This window comes from Cupriavidus taiwanensis LMG 19424, from assembly GCF_000069785.1.
GTDB classification, from domain to species: Bacteria; Pseudomonadota; Gammaproteobacteria; order Burkholderiales; family Burkholderiaceae; genus Cupriavidus; species Cupriavidus taiwanensis.
The window spans coordinates 2,358,677-2,373,307 of sequence record NC_010530.1; the positions used below are offsets into that span (position 1 = coordinate 2,358,677).

General features: G+C 66.7%; 10 protein-coding genes and 1 pseudogene. 4 read left to right on the forward strand and 7 right to left on the reverse strand.

Going from position 1 to position 14,631, the window contains the following annotated elements; all coding sequences use genetic code 11:
• Window positions 1-27 precede the first annotated feature (27 nt).
• The 5 genes and pseudogenes from RALTA_RS26070 to RALTA_RS26090 form a co-directional block, all read right to left on the reverse strand.
• A complete protein-coding gene (locus RALTA_RS26070) occupies window positions 28-411 on the reverse strand; it encodes a hypothetical protein (protein ID WP_012356971.1) in 384 nt (127 codons plus the stop codon).
• A 132-nt stretch (window positions 412-543) separates the two neighbouring features.
• A complete protein-coding gene (locus tag RALTA_RS26075) occupies window positions 544-951 on the reverse strand; it encodes an Hsp20/alpha crystallin family protein (protein ID WP_012356972.1) in 408 nt (135 codons plus the stop codon).
• 15 nt (window positions 952-966) lie between these two features.
• Window positions 967-1,407, reverse strand: coding sequence for an Hsp20/alpha crystallin family protein (locus RALTA_RS26080; RefSeq protein ID WP_012356973.1), 441 nt, complete (start codon window positions 1,405-1,407; stop codon window positions 967-969).
• 198 nt (window positions 1,408-1,605) lie between these two features.
• A pseudogene (locus RALTA_RS31105) lies at window positions 1,606-1,915 on the reverse strand (transposase); the annotation flags it as partial.
• Entirely contained in the window at window positions 1,866-2,861 is a 996-nt protein-coding gene (locus RALTA_RS26090; RefSeq protein WP_012356975.1) for a Bug family tripartite tricarboxylate transporter substrate binding protein, read from the reverse strand. The gene RALTA_RS26090 and the pseudogene RALTA_RS31105, both read right to left, overlap by 50 nt.
• Window positions 2,862-3,115: 254 nt before the next feature.
• Between RALTA_RS26090 and RALTA_RS26095 the strand changes: the two genes are divergently transcribed.
• The 3 genes from RALTA_RS26095 to RALTA_RS26105 all read left to right on the forward strand — a co-directional run bounded on the left by RALTA_RS26095 (window position 3,116) and on the right by RALTA_RS26105 (window position 9,653).
• Window positions 3,116-8,335, forward strand: a complete 5,220-nt coding sequence (locus RALTA_RS26095; protein WP_041232660.1) for a trifunctional serine/threonine-protein kinase/ATP-binding protein/sensor histidine kinase — start codon at window positions 3,116-3,118, stop codon at window positions 8,333-8,335.
• A 96-nt stretch (window positions 8,336-8,431) separates the two neighbouring features.
• Complete coding sequence (locus tag RALTA_RS26100) at window positions 8,432-9,121, forward strand: ArsR/SmtB family transcription factor (RefSeq protein WP_012356977.1); 690 nt, start codon at window positions 8,432-8,434, stop codon at window positions 9,119-9,121.
• A 25-nt stretch (window positions 9,122-9,146) separates the two neighbouring features.
• Entirely contained in the window at window positions 9,147-9,653 is a 507-nt protein-coding gene (locus tag RALTA_RS26105) for a DUF6630 family protein (RefSeq protein ID WP_012356978.1), read from the forward strand.
• A gap of 47 nt (window positions 9,654-9,700) precedes the next feature.
• Here RALTA_RS26105 and RALTA_RS26110 read toward each other — a convergent pair whose 3' ends face one another.
• Window positions 9,701-10,786 carry a Zn-dependent alcohol dehydrogenase gene (locus tag RALTA_RS26110; RefSeq protein WP_012356979.1) on the reverse strand — a complete coding sequence of 362 codons (1,086 nt, stop codon included), beginning with the start codon at window positions 10,784-10,786 and terminating at the stop codon, window positions 9,701-9,703.
• 86 nt (window positions 10,787-10,872) lie between these two features.
• Window positions 10,873-12,549 (reverse strand): phospholipase D family protein, encoded by a 1,677-nt coding sequence (locus tag RALTA_RS26115; protein WP_012356980.1) that lies wholly within the window; start codon window positions 12,547-12,549, stop codon window positions 10,873-10,875.
• A 513-nt stretch (window positions 12,550-13,062) separates the two neighbouring features.
• Between RALTA_RS26115 and RALTA_RS26120 the strand changes: the two genes are divergently transcribed.
• Entirely contained in the window at window positions 13,063-14,595 is a 1,533-nt protein-coding gene (locus RALTA_RS26120) for an amino acid permease (RefSeq protein WP_012356982.1), read from the forward strand.
• Window positions 14,596-14,631: the final 36 nt, after the last annotated feature.

The following is a 14,631-nucleotide window of genomic DNA, read 5'->3' on the forward strand; positions in this document are numbered from 1 at the left end:
GAACACGCTCGTCAATGGCCCGGCGCGTCACTGTATGGAGGGCACGATGCCGAGCTTCTCTGCGAGCATTCGCTCATAGACGCCAAAGTGCTTGTCTACCTCCGCCTGGCTGACTACCACGATTTCCACAGCGACCTGGCCTACCTTCAACCCAAGCATCGTGGACAACGCTAACTCCAGGTGCGGGGCCGCTTCGCGGTCCTTGGCAAACGTCGTGCCGACGCTGACCGTGTAGGCCCTCTCCCCTTCACTGCTTACCTCAACCAGCCTTGCAGCCGCGCTCAGGTTGCTCTCGATGGCAATCCTGGCGAGTTCCGCTACACACCGCGTCCTCTCCGTGGGGAACCCGCGCGCGCATCTCAGCCGCAGTCGATGCTTGCCCAGCGTGATCCACTCGGAATCAAACTCCATCGAAGTCTCCCTTTGTTAAAAGATATGCATGGACCTTGAGCCGGCGGGCAGGCAACGACGAATGCCAGGCCCATCCGGCAAGCGGCGCGCCGGCAGCGCGCGGGTTGGCACCGCCGGCGCGCCAACGGCCACTCACGCCACGGTGACTGCGATGCGGCGCGGGCGTGCTTCCTCGCGCCGCGGGATCGTCAATTTCAGTACGCCGTCGTGCAGGTTCGCCTCGATTCTCGACGTGTCAAGATCGGCACTTAACGAGAAGGCGCGAGCGAAGTGCGGCTCGCGGATTTCCGCGTGTTGCACTCGCAGTCCCTTGGGAGTGGGCACCACCGCCTCGGCCTCGATATGGAGGTTGCCATCATGGACATTCACCTCGAGCTTGTCCTTCGTCACGCCCGGAAGGTCGGCCCAAAGGGTGACACCGTTGCTGTCCTCGACGATGTCGACCGCGGGCAGCAACGTCATGGTCGGCAGCGACTTTTCCTCCTGGCCTTTTGTCACCGCACCCTGGCTGCGTTCAACCACTTGCGTCGTATCGTTCATGGCTTGCTCCTCGTGTTACTGGACCGTGATTGCCCGAGGCTTCGAGGCTTCCTGCTTGCCAACCGTGACGGACAGGCAGCCGTTGGCATAGCGCGCCTGGACGTTTCCCGGGTCGGCGCTCTGCGGCAACTCCACCACGCGACGGAAGCTGCCGGTGAATCGCTCCTGCTTGTACAGCCGCAATTCCGGATCGTCGACCGCATGTGTCGGCTCGCGCTCGCCGCTGATGGTCAGCAAGCCTTTGTCGATCGACACCTCGAGCTTGTCTTGCCGAATCCCCGGTACGAACGCCACCACCTCGAACGAGTCGTCCGTGGCGCCGATATTGACGGGTGGAAAGGCTCCGAAACGGCCGGAACGAATGCTGGATGGGAATCCGCCCACCAAGCTCGCCATCTGCCTTTGCATGCGGTCGAGCTCGTTGAACAGGTCGGTTCCGAAGAATAGATCACTCATGGTCGTATCCTCCTTCGATGCAGCAAGGAGGCGAAGGGGCAACGCGCTACCATTCACCTGCCAGGCTGCTGGCAAACAAACAGAAACACGCAGCGCGCAACGTCGCGACTGCCTGAGCGAAAAATAAAATAGTCACGGCGGCGGGAAATTTCAAGAGGGATCGCGTTGGACTCGCCGCGTAGGCCGCGGTGATCTTTGAATCTCCAGTGGCCCGTCCTCGGTCAAGACCGTTTTGGCGCTCTTGCCATTGCGCTGATTGGCCGTGCCGGCTGGGCGCTCAGCGCCAGCCGGGTAGCCCAGATGATGGCCGAGCTCAGCGCCCAGCGCCCCGCGCGATCAGGGCCTTCTTGAATGCCATTGAGGCGTCCTGCACGGCCCCAGCGGTCATCGGCCCCTTGACGAAATGGCCGATCAGGTCCTCGGGGATGCTCGCACCCCGGTCGGCGGGAACCGCATTTTCACCGCCGAAAATTGCCGGCGACTCCCGCCTTTGCACCCTCTGTCTCATCCGCAACCAGGTTGCGGTCAGCGACCAGCCTGCTCCATCGCGCCAGCTCCTGCCGAATAAACGCCTGGAAGTCCGCAGGGCCCGCATGCACGACCTTGAAACCGTAACCTGAAAGTACCTCGTTCTTCGACAAATCGGACAGGACCTGCTTCACCGCCAGATCGAGTTTCTCGATTCTCTCCCGCGCGGTCCCCTTGGGGGCCAGAACGCCATACCACCCGGTGACCAACATGTTCCGCACCCCGGCCTCCGCAAACGTGGGCGTCTCAGGCGCGATCGGCAGACGCGTGTCGTTCGCAATCGCCAGTGCCCGCAACTTCCCGGATTTGACGTGCCTGAGACTGTCGGCCCCTGCGAACACTGCGTCCACGTCACCGCTGATCGCTGCCGTGACCGCCTGGACGCCGCCGTGGTACGGCACATGGGTCACTCGCATCGCGGCGGATTGCGAGAGCAACTCTATGGCGAGATGGCTGGTATTTCCGTATCCGGACGATGCCACGCTTACCGGGCGGGACTTCGCGCGCACGATCAGGTCGGATACGGAGGTGATTTCCGAAGTGGCGCCCACATACAGAACCAATGGTTGCTTTGCCAGCAGAGAAACTGGCTGGAAATCACTGACGGGATCGTAGCCAGCCGACCGGCTCACGAGTGGCCCGATCGCATAGGCAGCCAGGGCGAGCACGAGGGTATAGCCATCGTTCCTGGCGCGTTGTACGTGGCGCAAGGCGATTTGTCCGCCCGCGCCTGGCTTGTATTGAAGCACCACAGGGACGCCCAGTGCGGTCTGCAGTCCGTCACCGAGCGGGCGCGCCATCAGGTCCGCTGGCCCTCCCGGAGGATAAGGCACGACGATGGTGATGGGTTGATCCGGGTAGCCGGCCCACGCTGGCTGAACCGACGCGATCGTTCCTGCCACCACGAACCATCCGCCGGTTCGCATTTTTGCTGCGAGTCTTTGCACAATCAAAAACGGTAAAAATTAAGCCATTGCCGCAAGGCGATCGGGGACGGCAGGTTATTTAAGGATTTACTGGGTAAACACGGAAGGTGACACGCGGTCAGTGCAACACCGCAGGCACATCAGCGGCTGCCGATTATGTGTCGAGATGGGGGATTTGGTAAGATGCGGACCTCCCGGCTGCGCCTGCAAGCTAGCCGTTTTTTTGCACATTGGTCCCGAAAACGGTGCTTTCCATGTTTTTTCCGCAGGCGGGAGCACGCCTAGGCTTTGATTCCACATGGGAGGCAGGCGACCGGCTGTTCGGCCGCGGCTGGCTGATGCAGGACGATGGTTCCAAGGTGTCCGTGCTCGGTGTCTGGCCTGCCAACGATCCCTCCGCCCCGGCCGCGCTTGACCGGCTCGGTCACGAATATGCGCTTCGTGACACCATCGATGCGACCTGGGCCGCCCGCCCGCTAAGGTTCTTGTGCGAGCGCGACACGGCAGTGCTGCTGCTCGACGATCCCGGCGGTGAGCCACTCGTCCACCTGGTGGGTGGGCCGATGGACCCGGCGATGTTTCTCGACATTGCCGTGGCGGTAACCATGGCTGTCAGCCATCTCCATCAGCGCGGGCTGATTCACAAGGATTTGAAGCCCGCCCATGTTTTGGTGGCGCCGGACCGGCGCCAGGTCTGGTTGACGGGCTTCGGCATCGCGTCGCGAGTGCCGCGCGGCGCCCAGGCACGTGCGGACATCAGTGACATCTCCGGTACGCTGCCCTATATGGCGCCAGAACAGACGGGCCGGATGAATCGCCCTATCGACGCACGCAGCGACCTGTATGCCCTGGGTGTTACCTTTTACCAGATGCTGACTGGTGTGCTGCCCTTCGTCGCCAGTGAACCCCTTGACTGGGTCCATGCACACTTGGCGCGCTCGCCGTGGCCGCCGGCAGAACGCAACCCGGCCGTGCCTGCGATGCTTTCGGCGCTTGTCATGAAGCTCCTGGCGAAAGCTCCCGAGGAGCGCTACCAGACGGCCGCAGGCCTGGTGCGCGACCTGCAGCATTGCCGTCGCGCGTTGTCGGCGCAGGGGCAGATTGCAGCGTTCGAACTGGGGCAGCGCGACCTTTCGGAGGTCCGGGTCATCCCCGACCGCCTCTATGGTCGCGAGCAAGCCATGGCGACGCTGGTGGAAGCGTACGAGCGCGTGGCCTCCACGGGGCGCAGCGAAATCGTGATGGTTTCCGGCCATTCTGGCGTAGGCAAGACGTCGCTCATGCGGGCGTTTGCTGGCGCGGTTGCCGGACGCGGCGGGATTCATGCCGCCGGCAAGGCCGACGCGCCGGCTGACGTAGCGGCCGAGGCGCCCGTCGATGCGGGCGTACGGCTGCCCTATGCAACGCTCGCGCGAGCGCTCAGCGGCCTGTTGCGAATTGGACTGGCAGATCACGCGGCCGACATGGCTCCCTGGCGCACCGTCATCGCGCAGGCGCTGGGGCCGAATGCCGGTGCGCTGGTGCCCTTGCTGCCCGAACTGAAGACGCTGCTCGGTCCGGTACCGTGGATGCGGGAAACGCCGCCGCGCGAAACCGGGCCGCAGGTGCGGCTTGCGCTGCGCAACCTCGTGGCCGCTCTGGCGAGAACCGCGCGGCCGCTGACGCTGTGCCTCGACGACATCCAGTGGCTCGACAACGAAAGTGTCACGCTGCTGCACCAGATGCTGACTGACCCGGGCACGGCAGACCTGCTTGTGGTCTGCACCTGTCGCAGCCACGAAGTCGCAGACGACCAGCGCGCGATCCACGGTGTCGATGCGTTACGCGCGGGCGGCGCCGCCGTGGTCCATGTCGAGCTGGGTTGTCTCGGCGAATCGGACCTGCGGCAGCTCGTCGCCGACGCACTCCATTGCAATACCGACACGGGTGCGCCGCTTGCGCGACTGGTGATGGAGAAGACGGCAGGCAATGCGTTCTTCGCCACGCAGTTCATCAGTGAGCTGTCCCACGAGGGGCTGCTGCAATTCGACCACGAGGCGGCACGCTGGACCTGGGACCTCGACCAGCTCGCCGCCAAGGCGCTGACCGACAACGTGGTAGCGCTGATGGTGGGTCGGATCGACCGGCTGGCGGCCAGTACACGATCGGTACTGGCCCTGCTTGCCTGCCTTGGCAACGACTCCACGGTCGACACCCTGGCGCGGGGCTGGAGCGGCGACGCCCGCGAACTGGAGCCCGCGATCCGGGAAGCCGTGCACGCGGGGCTGGTCTCATGCAGGGAGAACGTGCTGCGCTTCTCCCACGATCGCGTCCTCGAAGCGGCCTATTCGCGCATCGCCGAGCCAACGCGGCAGGCGTTCCATTTGCGTGTCGGCCGGCTGCTGCTCGAGCGCACGCCGTCCGACGAGATCGAGGCGAACGTCTTCACCATCGTCGGACAGTTGAACCGCGCGACCGAGAGCCTCGAGGCGCAGGAAGAGCGCGACAGGCTCGCGAAACTCAACCTGGCTGCCGCCTTGCGCGCCAAGTCCGCATGCGCCAACACCGCGGCGCTGCACTATCTGTCGGTAGGACTCGCGCTGCTGGGCGATCACGGCTTCGCACGGCACCAGGCCCTCGCCTTCGCCTTGACGCTGCACACGGCCGAATGCGAGTTTCTCACCGGGGATTCGGCGCGCGCCGAGCATCGGTTGGAGTCACTGGCCGCGCGGACCTCGTCGATCACCGCGCTGGCAGTCCTGACGCAACTCCAGCTGGGCCTTCTGATGACCGGCGGGCGCCGTGCCGAAGCGGTCACGGTCGGGCTGGCCTACCTGCAGCGTGCCGGGGTCGAATGGGCCTCGCATCCGACTGCAACGGCATTGGCGCACGAGGAGGCGCTGTTCGCCCGCCACCTCGGCGGGCGCGAGATCGCCGAACTGGCTGCGCTGCCACCGATGACTGACCCCGGTGCGCTCGCGACGATGCGCGTGCTGATTGCGCTGGTGCAGCCGGCCTGGTACACCGACGATCCATTGCGCCGGCTTGTGCTGCTACGCATGGTCAACCTGAGCCTGGCGCATGGCAACAGCGACGAATCGGCGCTGGCCTATGCATGGGTGGCCATGCTGAACGTGGCCGCCTCCACCGATGAGCCGGCCGGCGTCGCATTCGAGCGGCTGTCGCTCGAGGTTGCGGAACGGCGGGGCATCGAGCGGATACGCGCACGCGTATATCAAGTCGTCGGCGGGAATCTGCTGCACTGGTCCAAGCCGCTGCGCGTCGCGCGCGGCCTGGTGCGTCAGGCATTGGCGTTGACGCAGCAGATCGGCGACCTCACCTATGCGGCCTACATCCGCAGCAACCTGATGACGCATGCGCTGGCAATCGGAGATCCGCTCGGCAGCGTGCAACGCGATGCCGACTCGGGCAGCGTTTTCGCATGGGGGCCGCGATTCACGCTGGTAGCAGACCGCCTTGCGCCCCAACGCCAGCTCGTCCGAACGCTGCGCGGATTGACGCCGGTCTTCGGCCGCTTCGACGCCAGGGATTTCAGCGAAGCCGCGTTCGAAGCCCGGTTGCGCGGCGACGTGGGCCTGCTGCTGGTGTCATGCTGGTACTGGATCCGCAAGCTTCAGGCTCGCTATCTGGCCGGCGCCGCGGCCGAGGCACTGGATGCGGCCGAGCAGGCACACCCGCTTCTGTGGACCTCGCCGGCCTATTTCGAGCAGGCGGAATACCATTTTTACGCCGCGCTGGCACGCGCGGCGTGCTGCAATCCCGCCGTCGAAGGTGAACTCACCGCGCACCTTCCCGCCCTGGCCGGGCACCACTGGCAGTTGGCGCAATGGGCACGGCGCTGTCCGGCGACGTTTGCGCACCGCGCCACGCTGGTCCAGGCGGAGATTGCACGGCTCGAAGGACGCGACATCGACGCGATGCGCGGGTACGAGTCGGCTATCGCCTCGGCACGCGAAAGCGACTTGATCCACATTCAGGCGCTGGCAAACGAACTGGCGGCGCGCTTTTATCTGGATCGTCGGCTCGATAACGTGGCGATGGTGTACTTGCGCCAGGCGCGTCACGGCTACATGCGTTGGGGTGCAGACGCCAAGGTCTGGCAGCTCGATATGCAATATCCCGCGCTGGCAGCCGAGGCGGGAGCCGCCCTTGCCTCGACGCCGTCGATGGGCACGATTGGCGCGCCGCTCCAGCATCTGGACCTGGCCACGGTCATCGCGATCTCGGAGGCGATTTCGGGAGAAAGCGGGCTGGAACGGCTGCTGGCGACGCTGATCCGTACCGCAATCGAGCAGGCCGGCGCGACGCGTGGGCTGCTTATCTTGCCCGACGGCGCCGAACATCACGTGGCCGCCGAGGCTGCCGTGCGGGAGGAAACAGTCATGGTGACATTGTCCGTGCGGCCGCTCGATGCGGCCGACATGCCGTTGGCGATGATCGAGCACGTGCTGGATTCTCGCGAGCACGTGGTCATGAACGACGGATCCGCCAGCGGGGCCTTTTCCGCCGACCCCTTTGTTCGCCGACGCCAGGCACGTTCGATGCTGTGCCTGCCGCTGCTGAATCAAGGCAGGCTGACCGGCGTGCTTTATCTTGAAAACGCACTTGCGCCAGGCGTGTTCGTTCCGGCACGGATCGAGGTGATCAAGCTGCTGGCGTTCCAGGCGGCCAGTGCCATCGAGAACAGCCGGCTTTCCGAGCACCGCCGGCGCGCAGATGAATCCTTGCGTCAGGCCCAGGCAGAGTTGGCTCACGCAAGCCGCGTCACGACACTCAACGCGCTGACAGCGTCAATCGCCCATGAGGTGAGCCAGCCAATCGCGGCATTGACCATCGAGGCACGCGCCGCGCTACGGTGGCTCCATCGCAAGCAACCGGACCTCGAGCAGGCGGTCGCAGCCCTGGATGCCATTGTCGAGCAAGGAGAACGCGCTGGCAGCGTTATCGCGGGCATGCGCGCGATGCTGCGCAAGGCCGGGCCGCAAGCGCAGCGGATCAATCTCAACGAGATGATCGCCGAGACGCTGCCCCTCTTTGCCGGCGAACTGGATCGCACCCAGGTCATCCTGAAAACGGAACTCCTGCCCGCGCTACCCCTGGTGTGGGCTGACAAGATCCAGCTCCAGCAAGTGTTGCTGAATCTGGTGATCAATGCCGTCGAGGCAATGCGCGAGATCCTCGAGCATTCACGCGAGCTCACTGTACGCACCGCGGTCAGCCCAGCGCGTGAAGTCGTGGTCACAGTGCACGACGTCGGTATCGGCCTGCCTGCCGATACGGAGCAGGTGTTCCAGCCTTTCTACACGACCAAGGCCGAAGGCCTGGGCATGGGCCTGTCGATCTGTCGCGCCATCCTCGAAGCGCATGGCGGGCGCCTGCAAGCGCGGCCGAACCGGCCACGAGGCGCCGTATTCGAGTTCACATTACAGGCCACCGAAACTGCGCCAGAAGGGAACTGCGGCGCTCCGTCGTAATGGAAGAGAGCGGGTGTGCGAAACCTGAATTGCATTGGCCCCCCTTGCCCGCGCCGTCCTATACTCCGCATCACACCCTTCACCCAACCCCAAACCATGGATTACACCCCCGGCATCAGCCACCTCGCCAGCCTGCTGGCCGATCCCGGCCGCGCCGCCATGCTCTGGGCGCTGATGGACGGCAGCGCCCGGCCCGCCGGCGAGCTGGCGCTGATCGCCGGCCTGTCGGCGTCTTCCACCAGCGGGCATCTGGCGCGGCTGTCCGAAGGCGGCCTGCTGGTGGCGGAGACGCGCGGGCGTAACCGCTATTACCGGCTGGCGGCACCGGAGATCGGCGTGGCGATCGAGGCGCTGGCGTCGGCGTCGCTGGCGAGCCAGCCGCCGCGGTTGCGCGCGGTGCCGGTGTCGCGCACGGCGCCGCCGGCGCTGCGCCAGGCGCGCACCTGCTATGACCACCTGGCGGGCGAGCTGGCGGTGGGCCTGTTCGAACGCATGACGCAGTCGCGCTGGCTGATGCTGGACGGACAGCGTGTGGAGCTCAGCGGCGATGGCGCGCAGGCCCTGGCGCGGCTCGGCGTGGACGTGGACGCGGCCCGCCGCAAGCGGCGGCAGTTTGCCTGCACCTGTCCGGACTGGAGCGAGCGCAAGCCGCACCTGGGCGGCGCGCTGGGCGCTGCGCTGCTGGGCAGCCTGCTGGCGCGCGGCTGGGTCGAGCCCACGCGCACCTCGCGCGCGCTGCGCGTGACACCGGCGGGCCAACGCGAGATCATCCGCATCGCGGCCTAGCGCGCCGCGGCAACAGGAGAAAAAGATGGCCACACCGCTGGACGATGACACGCAGGACGCGATCGCGCGTTTCTTCGCCCTGATCAATCTTGACGACAGCGCCCAGACCTCGGCGCAACTCGCGATGTTCGAGGATGCCCTGCTCGATGCCGAGGATGACGACACCGACGGGCCGGAACTGCTGTGGGTGATCCGCGAGGTCATCGACTGGCAGTCCGGCTTCTTTGTCGACTGGAAGGACGCGCAGTCCTTTATCGGCTGCCTGAACCAGCTGTGCGAACGCGTGGACCTGGAGCTGGACTGGGGCACGGACGATCCCGAGGACGAAGCCTTCCTGGAGAGCACCAGCGTGCCGGAGCTGATGGAGCTGGCGCACAACCAGCTGCGCGTGGCCGGCTATACGCTGTGGAACTGGGACACCGGCGGCGATGCCTACGCCGGCTGGATCACCCGCAGCGAGGACGACGAAGAAATGCTGGAGCTGGCCGAGATCCTGCGCTTCGAGGTGCGGCCGGCGGACCAGCCTTATTGAACGCCGGCCGGCAGGGTCACCGCCCCTGCACCGGCCGCGCTACGCGCCTATTCGAACAGGATCACCGAGCGCGCGAGTTCGCCGCGCCGCAGTTCGTCGAAGGCGTCGTTGATGCGTTCCAGCGGCAACCGCTGCGCGATCAGCTCGTCCAGGTGCAGGCGGCCGGCCATGTAGAAGTCCACCATGCGCGGCATGTCCACCGGGAAGCGGTTGGAGCCCATCAGCGAGCCCTGGATGCGCTTCTCGCCGAGGAAATCGCTGCCCTTCAGTTCGATCTTGACGCCCGGCGCGATCATGCCGATGACCGTGGCGGTGCCGCCGCGGCGCAGCATGGCAAAGGCCTGCTCGGTGGTTTCCTTCAGGCCGATGGCCTCGAAGGCGTGGTGCACGCCGCCGCCGGTCAGCGTGCGCACCGCGTCCAGCACATTGCCGTCGCTGGCATCGATCACGTCGGTGGCGCCGAACTTGCGGGCCAGTTCCAGCTTGCCGGGCACCCGGTCGATGGCGATGATGCGGCCCGCGCCGGCGATGGCGGCGCTGTTGACCGTGGCCAGCCCGATGCCGCCGCAGCCGATCACGGCGACGGTCTCGCCCGGCTGCACCTTCGCGGTATGAATCACGGCGCCCATGCCGGTAGTGACCGCGCAGCCGATCAGCGCGGCGCGGTCCAGCGGCATGTCGCGGCGGATCGCCACCAGCGCGTGTTCATGGATCAGCATCTGCTCGGCGAAGGCCGACAGGTTCAGGAACTGGTGCATGGCGTTGCCATGGGCGGCCTGCAAGCGCGGCGCTTCGTCTTCGCGGCGACGGGTATCGGGCTCGGTGCACAGCGACAGGTGGCCGGTCAGGCAATGTTCGCAATGGCCGCAGTAGGCCGACAGGCAGGTGATGACGTGGTCGCCGGGCTTGACCGTGCGGACTTCCGGGCCGACCTGCTCCACCACGCCCGCGGCCTCGTGGCCCGGGATGGTAGGGACGGGATGCGGGTAGGCGCCGTCCACGAAGTGCAGGTCCGAATGGCACACGCCGACGGCGGCGGTGCGCACCAGCACTTCGCGCGGTCCGGGCTTGCCGATGGCCACGTCTTCGATCACCAGCGGCGTCCTGGGTTGATGCAGCACTGCAGCTTTCATGGGATTCCTCCGGGGGAGCTACGGTGCCGGGAAAAATACCCCCAAACCGAGGTTCAGGAAAGCCGCGAGCTGCCCGCCGGCCCGTTTTAAAGCTCTTCCTTGATCGGGAGCACGCGCAGCACGCCGATCCCCAGATGTTGCAGCGGGCCCATGCCTGGCTCGCGGTCGTAGACCACCAGTTGTCCCTTCTCGCGCGTAGTCCAGGTCAGGCGCGGATTGCCGCCGTCGCCATCGGTCTGCAGCCCGACGCGGTAGGCCATGTCGAGCAGTCCGTCCTCGGTCGAACGGATCATGCGCTCGGCCAGCGCCGGACTGTCCAGCACCACGCCCATCTCGGTATTCAGCTTTGCCGAGCGCGGGTCCATGTTGAGCGAGCCGATAAAGACCTGGCGCCGGTCGACGATGTAGTTCTTGGCGTGCAGGCTGGCACGGCTGGACGACAGCCAGGCGCGCGAGCGCGAGCCGCGTGCGGCCTTGCCGCGGTTGGCCAGCTCGGCGTAGGCGCTGGGCTTGAGCTCGTACAGCTCGATGCCGGCGGCCACCAGCGCCTGGCGGTGCGGCGCGTAGCCGGCGTGCACCGGGCTGACATCGGTGGCTTCGAACGAGTTGGTCAGGATGCGCACGCGGATGCCGCGCCGCGCCAGCGCAATCAGCCAGGCTTCGCCGTCGTCGTCGGGCACGAAGTAGGGCGAGATCAGCAGCACCTCTTGCTGCGCGTTGCTGATCATCTTCTCCAGCCGCGCGGTGGCGTGGCCGGGGTCGTCGTGGGTCTGGTGGGTGATCTTGGCCGCCTTGTCGGACACCACCACGGCCTTGCCGTAGTAGCCGGGCATATGGCCGCTCTCGATCCCCTTGGCCAGGCCCGAGTCCAGCAGCTCCTGCACGTAGGGGCTGGCCACGGCCTGGTCGCCACGCGCCTCCAGCCGCTTGCGCAGGCTGCGCATTTCCACCGGCGCCTCCTTGCCCGCGGGGATCAGCGCCACCACGGGATAGGACGACGCATCGTTCCAGTATTCGTCGAACACCGCGGACACCTGCGGCACCGCCGGTCCGGCCACCAGCACGTCCAGGTCGCTGAAATCCATGTCGGTGCGCGCCGAGAAATACGCGTCGCCGACATTGCGGCCGCCCAGCAGCGTGATCTGGTTGTCCACCGTCATCGACTTGTTGTGCATGCGCCGGTCCAGGCGCTTGAAGTCCACCAGCATTTCCAGCCAGCGCGCGCCGCGGTTGGCGAACGGATTGAACAGGCGCACTTCGACATTGGGATGCGAATCGATCGCCGACAGGATCTCGTCGAGGCCGCCGGTATGCAGGTCGTCGAGCAGCATGCGCACGCGCACGCCACGGTCGGCCGCGTCCAGGATGTCGCCCAGCACGGCCGCGCCGGTGCCGGTCGGCTCGAAGATATAGGTCTGCAGGTCCAGGCTGCGCTGCGCCGCCCGCGCCATCGCCAATCGCGCCGCCAGCGCGTCGGGCCCGGACTGCAGCGGATAGAACAGGGACTCGCCCGGGCGCTTGGCCAGGCGCGGCGCCAGTACCTTGCCCAGCGGCGTGTCGCTGGTATTGGCCGGGGCGGTAGACGGGGTGCGCTGGGCCGACGCCGGCAGGCTCGCGCAGCCGCCCAGCACCGCGGTGCCGAGCAGACCGGCCAGCACGATCGCGGCCAGCCGGCCCGCGCGCCGGCACCAGCCGGCGCCGGCACGCCCCGCGGTCATCGGCCGCCGGGCGTCGAAGGGAACATGGCTGTGCGTCTGGAACATCCGTCAGTCTCCCTGCACCGGTGAACAAAGGAACGGGGATGGGCCGGTTCCTCACACCGGCCGGCGTGCAGCGCCTGGTACTTCGCAAGATATACCGCCCGCGACAGGCTCGGCAGCGGTGCCATTCCTGTCCGCGCCGGGTGTTTGTCCTACACCGCAACACCTTCCCGCGTGCCGGGCCAGGCGCCGGCGGCGAGTGCGGCACTTCGCACCGGCGCCCGCCCAGGCCGGCGGCCAGCGACTTTCCCTGCACAGCGATTTCTCTTATGATGCCGCCCAATATACCGGCCGGTAGCACCGGGAGGAGGCCCTGCGGCATGCGTCGCCGCCCGCGCGGGCGGACTGGCGCGGCGTGCGGCCGCCCGGCGATGCCGGCATCGTTGCGCGCCTGCGCGCCGATGCCGTTCAGTGATGGCTGCCTCGACTGAACGGCATTAGCGCCTTTGCGCCCCTTCGCGCCCGCCCCCTTTGCGACTTTTTTGTGGGCACGGCGCGCGCCCAGACCGGATTCCGATGCCGACCCAACCTTCCCAGCCTTCCTCCGCCGGCGCAAGCGCGCCCACCCTGCGCCGCACCTTGCGCGCACGCCACCTCACCATGATCGCCATCGGCGGCTCCATCGGCACGGGACTGTTCGTGGCCTCGGGCGCCACCATAGCCCAGGCCGGACCCGGCGGCGCGCTTGCCGCCTATGTCCTGATCGGCGCGATGGTCTATTTCCTGATGACCAGCCTGGGCGAGCTGGCGGCCTACATGCCGGTGTCGGGCTCGTTTGCCACCTACGGCGCGCGCTATGTCGACGAGGGCTTCGGCTTCGCGCTGGGCTGGAACTACTGGTACAACTGGGCCGTGACCATCGCGGTGGAACTGGCCGCGGCGCAGCTGGTGATGCAGTACTGGTTCCCGGATACGCCCGGCGTGCTGTGGAGCGCGCTGTTCCTGGGCCTGATGTTCGCGCTCAATGCGATCTCGGTGCGCGGCTTCGGCGAGGCCGAGTACTGGTGCGCCCTGGTCAAGGTGGTGACGGTGGTCGCCTTTATCGGCATCGGCACGCTGATGATCTTCGGCATCCTGCGCGGCGACATGGCGGCCAGCCACGGCCTGGCCAACCTGACCACCGGCGATGCGCCCTTCGTCGGCGGGCTGCCCGCGCTGATCGGCGTCGCCATGATTGCCGGGTTCTCGTTCCAGGGCACCGAGCTGATCGGCGTGGCCGCCGGCGAATCGGCCGATCCGGCGAAAAACATCCCGCGCGCCGTGCGCCAGGTGTTCTGGCGCATCCTGCTGTTCTATGTGCTGGCGATCCTGATCATCGGCATCCTGATCCCCTACACCGACCCGAGCCTGCTCAAGAGCGACGTGCAAACCGTGGGCGTAAGCCCGTTCACGCTGGTGTTCCGCCATGCGGGCCTGGCCTTTGCCGCCGGCGTGATGAACGCGGTGATCCTGACCGCGGTGCTGTCGGCGGGCAACTCCGGCATGTATGCGTCGACCCGCATGCTGTACAACCTGGCCACCGAGGGCCGCGCGCCGCGCGTGTTTGCGCGGCTGACGCGCAACGGCGTGCCGCTCATGGCGCTGCTCGCCACCACCGCGGTGGGGGCGCTGTGCTTCCTGACCTCGCTGTTCGAAAGCAAGTCGGTGTACCTGTGGCTGCTGAACCTGTCGGGCATGACCGGCTTCATCGCCTGGCTCGGCATCGCCGTCAGCCATTACCGTTTCCGCAAGGGCTTTGTCGCCCAGGGGCATGACCTGGACCGCCTGCCCTATCGCTCGCCGTTCTTTCCCTACGGGCCGATCTTTGCCTTCGGGCTGTGCCTGGTCGTGACGCTGGGCCAGAACTACCAGGCCTTTACCAGCGGCAAGATCGACTGGGTCAGCGTGGCCGCCACCTACATCGGCATTCCGATCTTCCTGCTGATCTGGCTGGGCTACCGCATCGCGCGCAAGACGCGCTTCGTGCGCTATGCCGACATGGAATTCCCCGCGCTGCCGGCTCGCGATGCCGCCGTAACGCGCACCGCCGTGCCGGCGGCCGGTGAATAGGCGCCGTTCCCGGGCGCCTGGCAATCCGCAGTAACA

What these genes read in the sequence shown, in the direction of transcription:
- RALTA_RS26080 (WP_012356973.1), bottom strand. Translation starts at nt 1,407, where the DNA reads ATGAGTGATCTATTCTTCGGAACCGACCTGTTCAACGAGCTCGACCGC.
- RALTA_RS26120 (WP_012356982.1), top strand. Translation starts at nt 13,063, where the DNA reads ATGCCGACCCAACCTTCCCAGCCTTCCTCCGCCGGCGCAAGCGCGCCC.
- RALTA_RS26110 (WP_012356979.1), bottom strand. Translation starts at nt 10,786, where the DNA reads ATGAAAGCTGCAGTGCTGCATCAACCCAGGACGCCGCTGGTGATCGAA.
- RALTA_RS26075 (WP_012356972.1), bottom strand. Translation starts at nt 951, where the DNA reads ATGAACGATACGACGCAAGTGGTTGAACGCAGCCAGGGTGCGGTGACA.
- RALTA_RS26115 (WP_012356980.1), bottom strand. Translation starts at nt 12,549, where the DNA reads ATGTTCCAGACGCACAGCCATGTTCCCTTCGACGCCCGGCGGCCGATG.
- RALTA_RS26095 (WP_041232660.1), top strand. Translation starts at nt 3,116, where the DNA reads ATGTTTTTTCCGCAGGCGGGAGCACGCCTAGGCTTTGATTCCACATGG.
- RALTA_RS26070 (WP_012356971.1), bottom strand. Translation starts at nt 411, where the DNA reads ATGGAGTTTGATTCCGAGTGGATCACGCTGGGCAAGCATCGACTGCGG.
- RALTA_RS26100 (WP_012356977.1), top strand. Translation starts at nt 8,432, where the DNA reads ATGGATTACACCCCCGGCATCAGCCACCTCGCCAGCCTGCTGGCCGAT.
- RALTA_RS26090 (WP_012356975.1), bottom strand. Translation starts at nt 2,861, where the DNA reads ATGCGAACCGGCGGATGGTTCGTGGTGGCAGGAACGATCGCGTCGGTT.
- RALTA_RS26105 (WP_012356978.1), top strand. Translation starts at nt 9,147, where the DNA reads ATGGCCACACCGCTGGACGATGACACGCAGGACGCGATCGCGCGTTTC.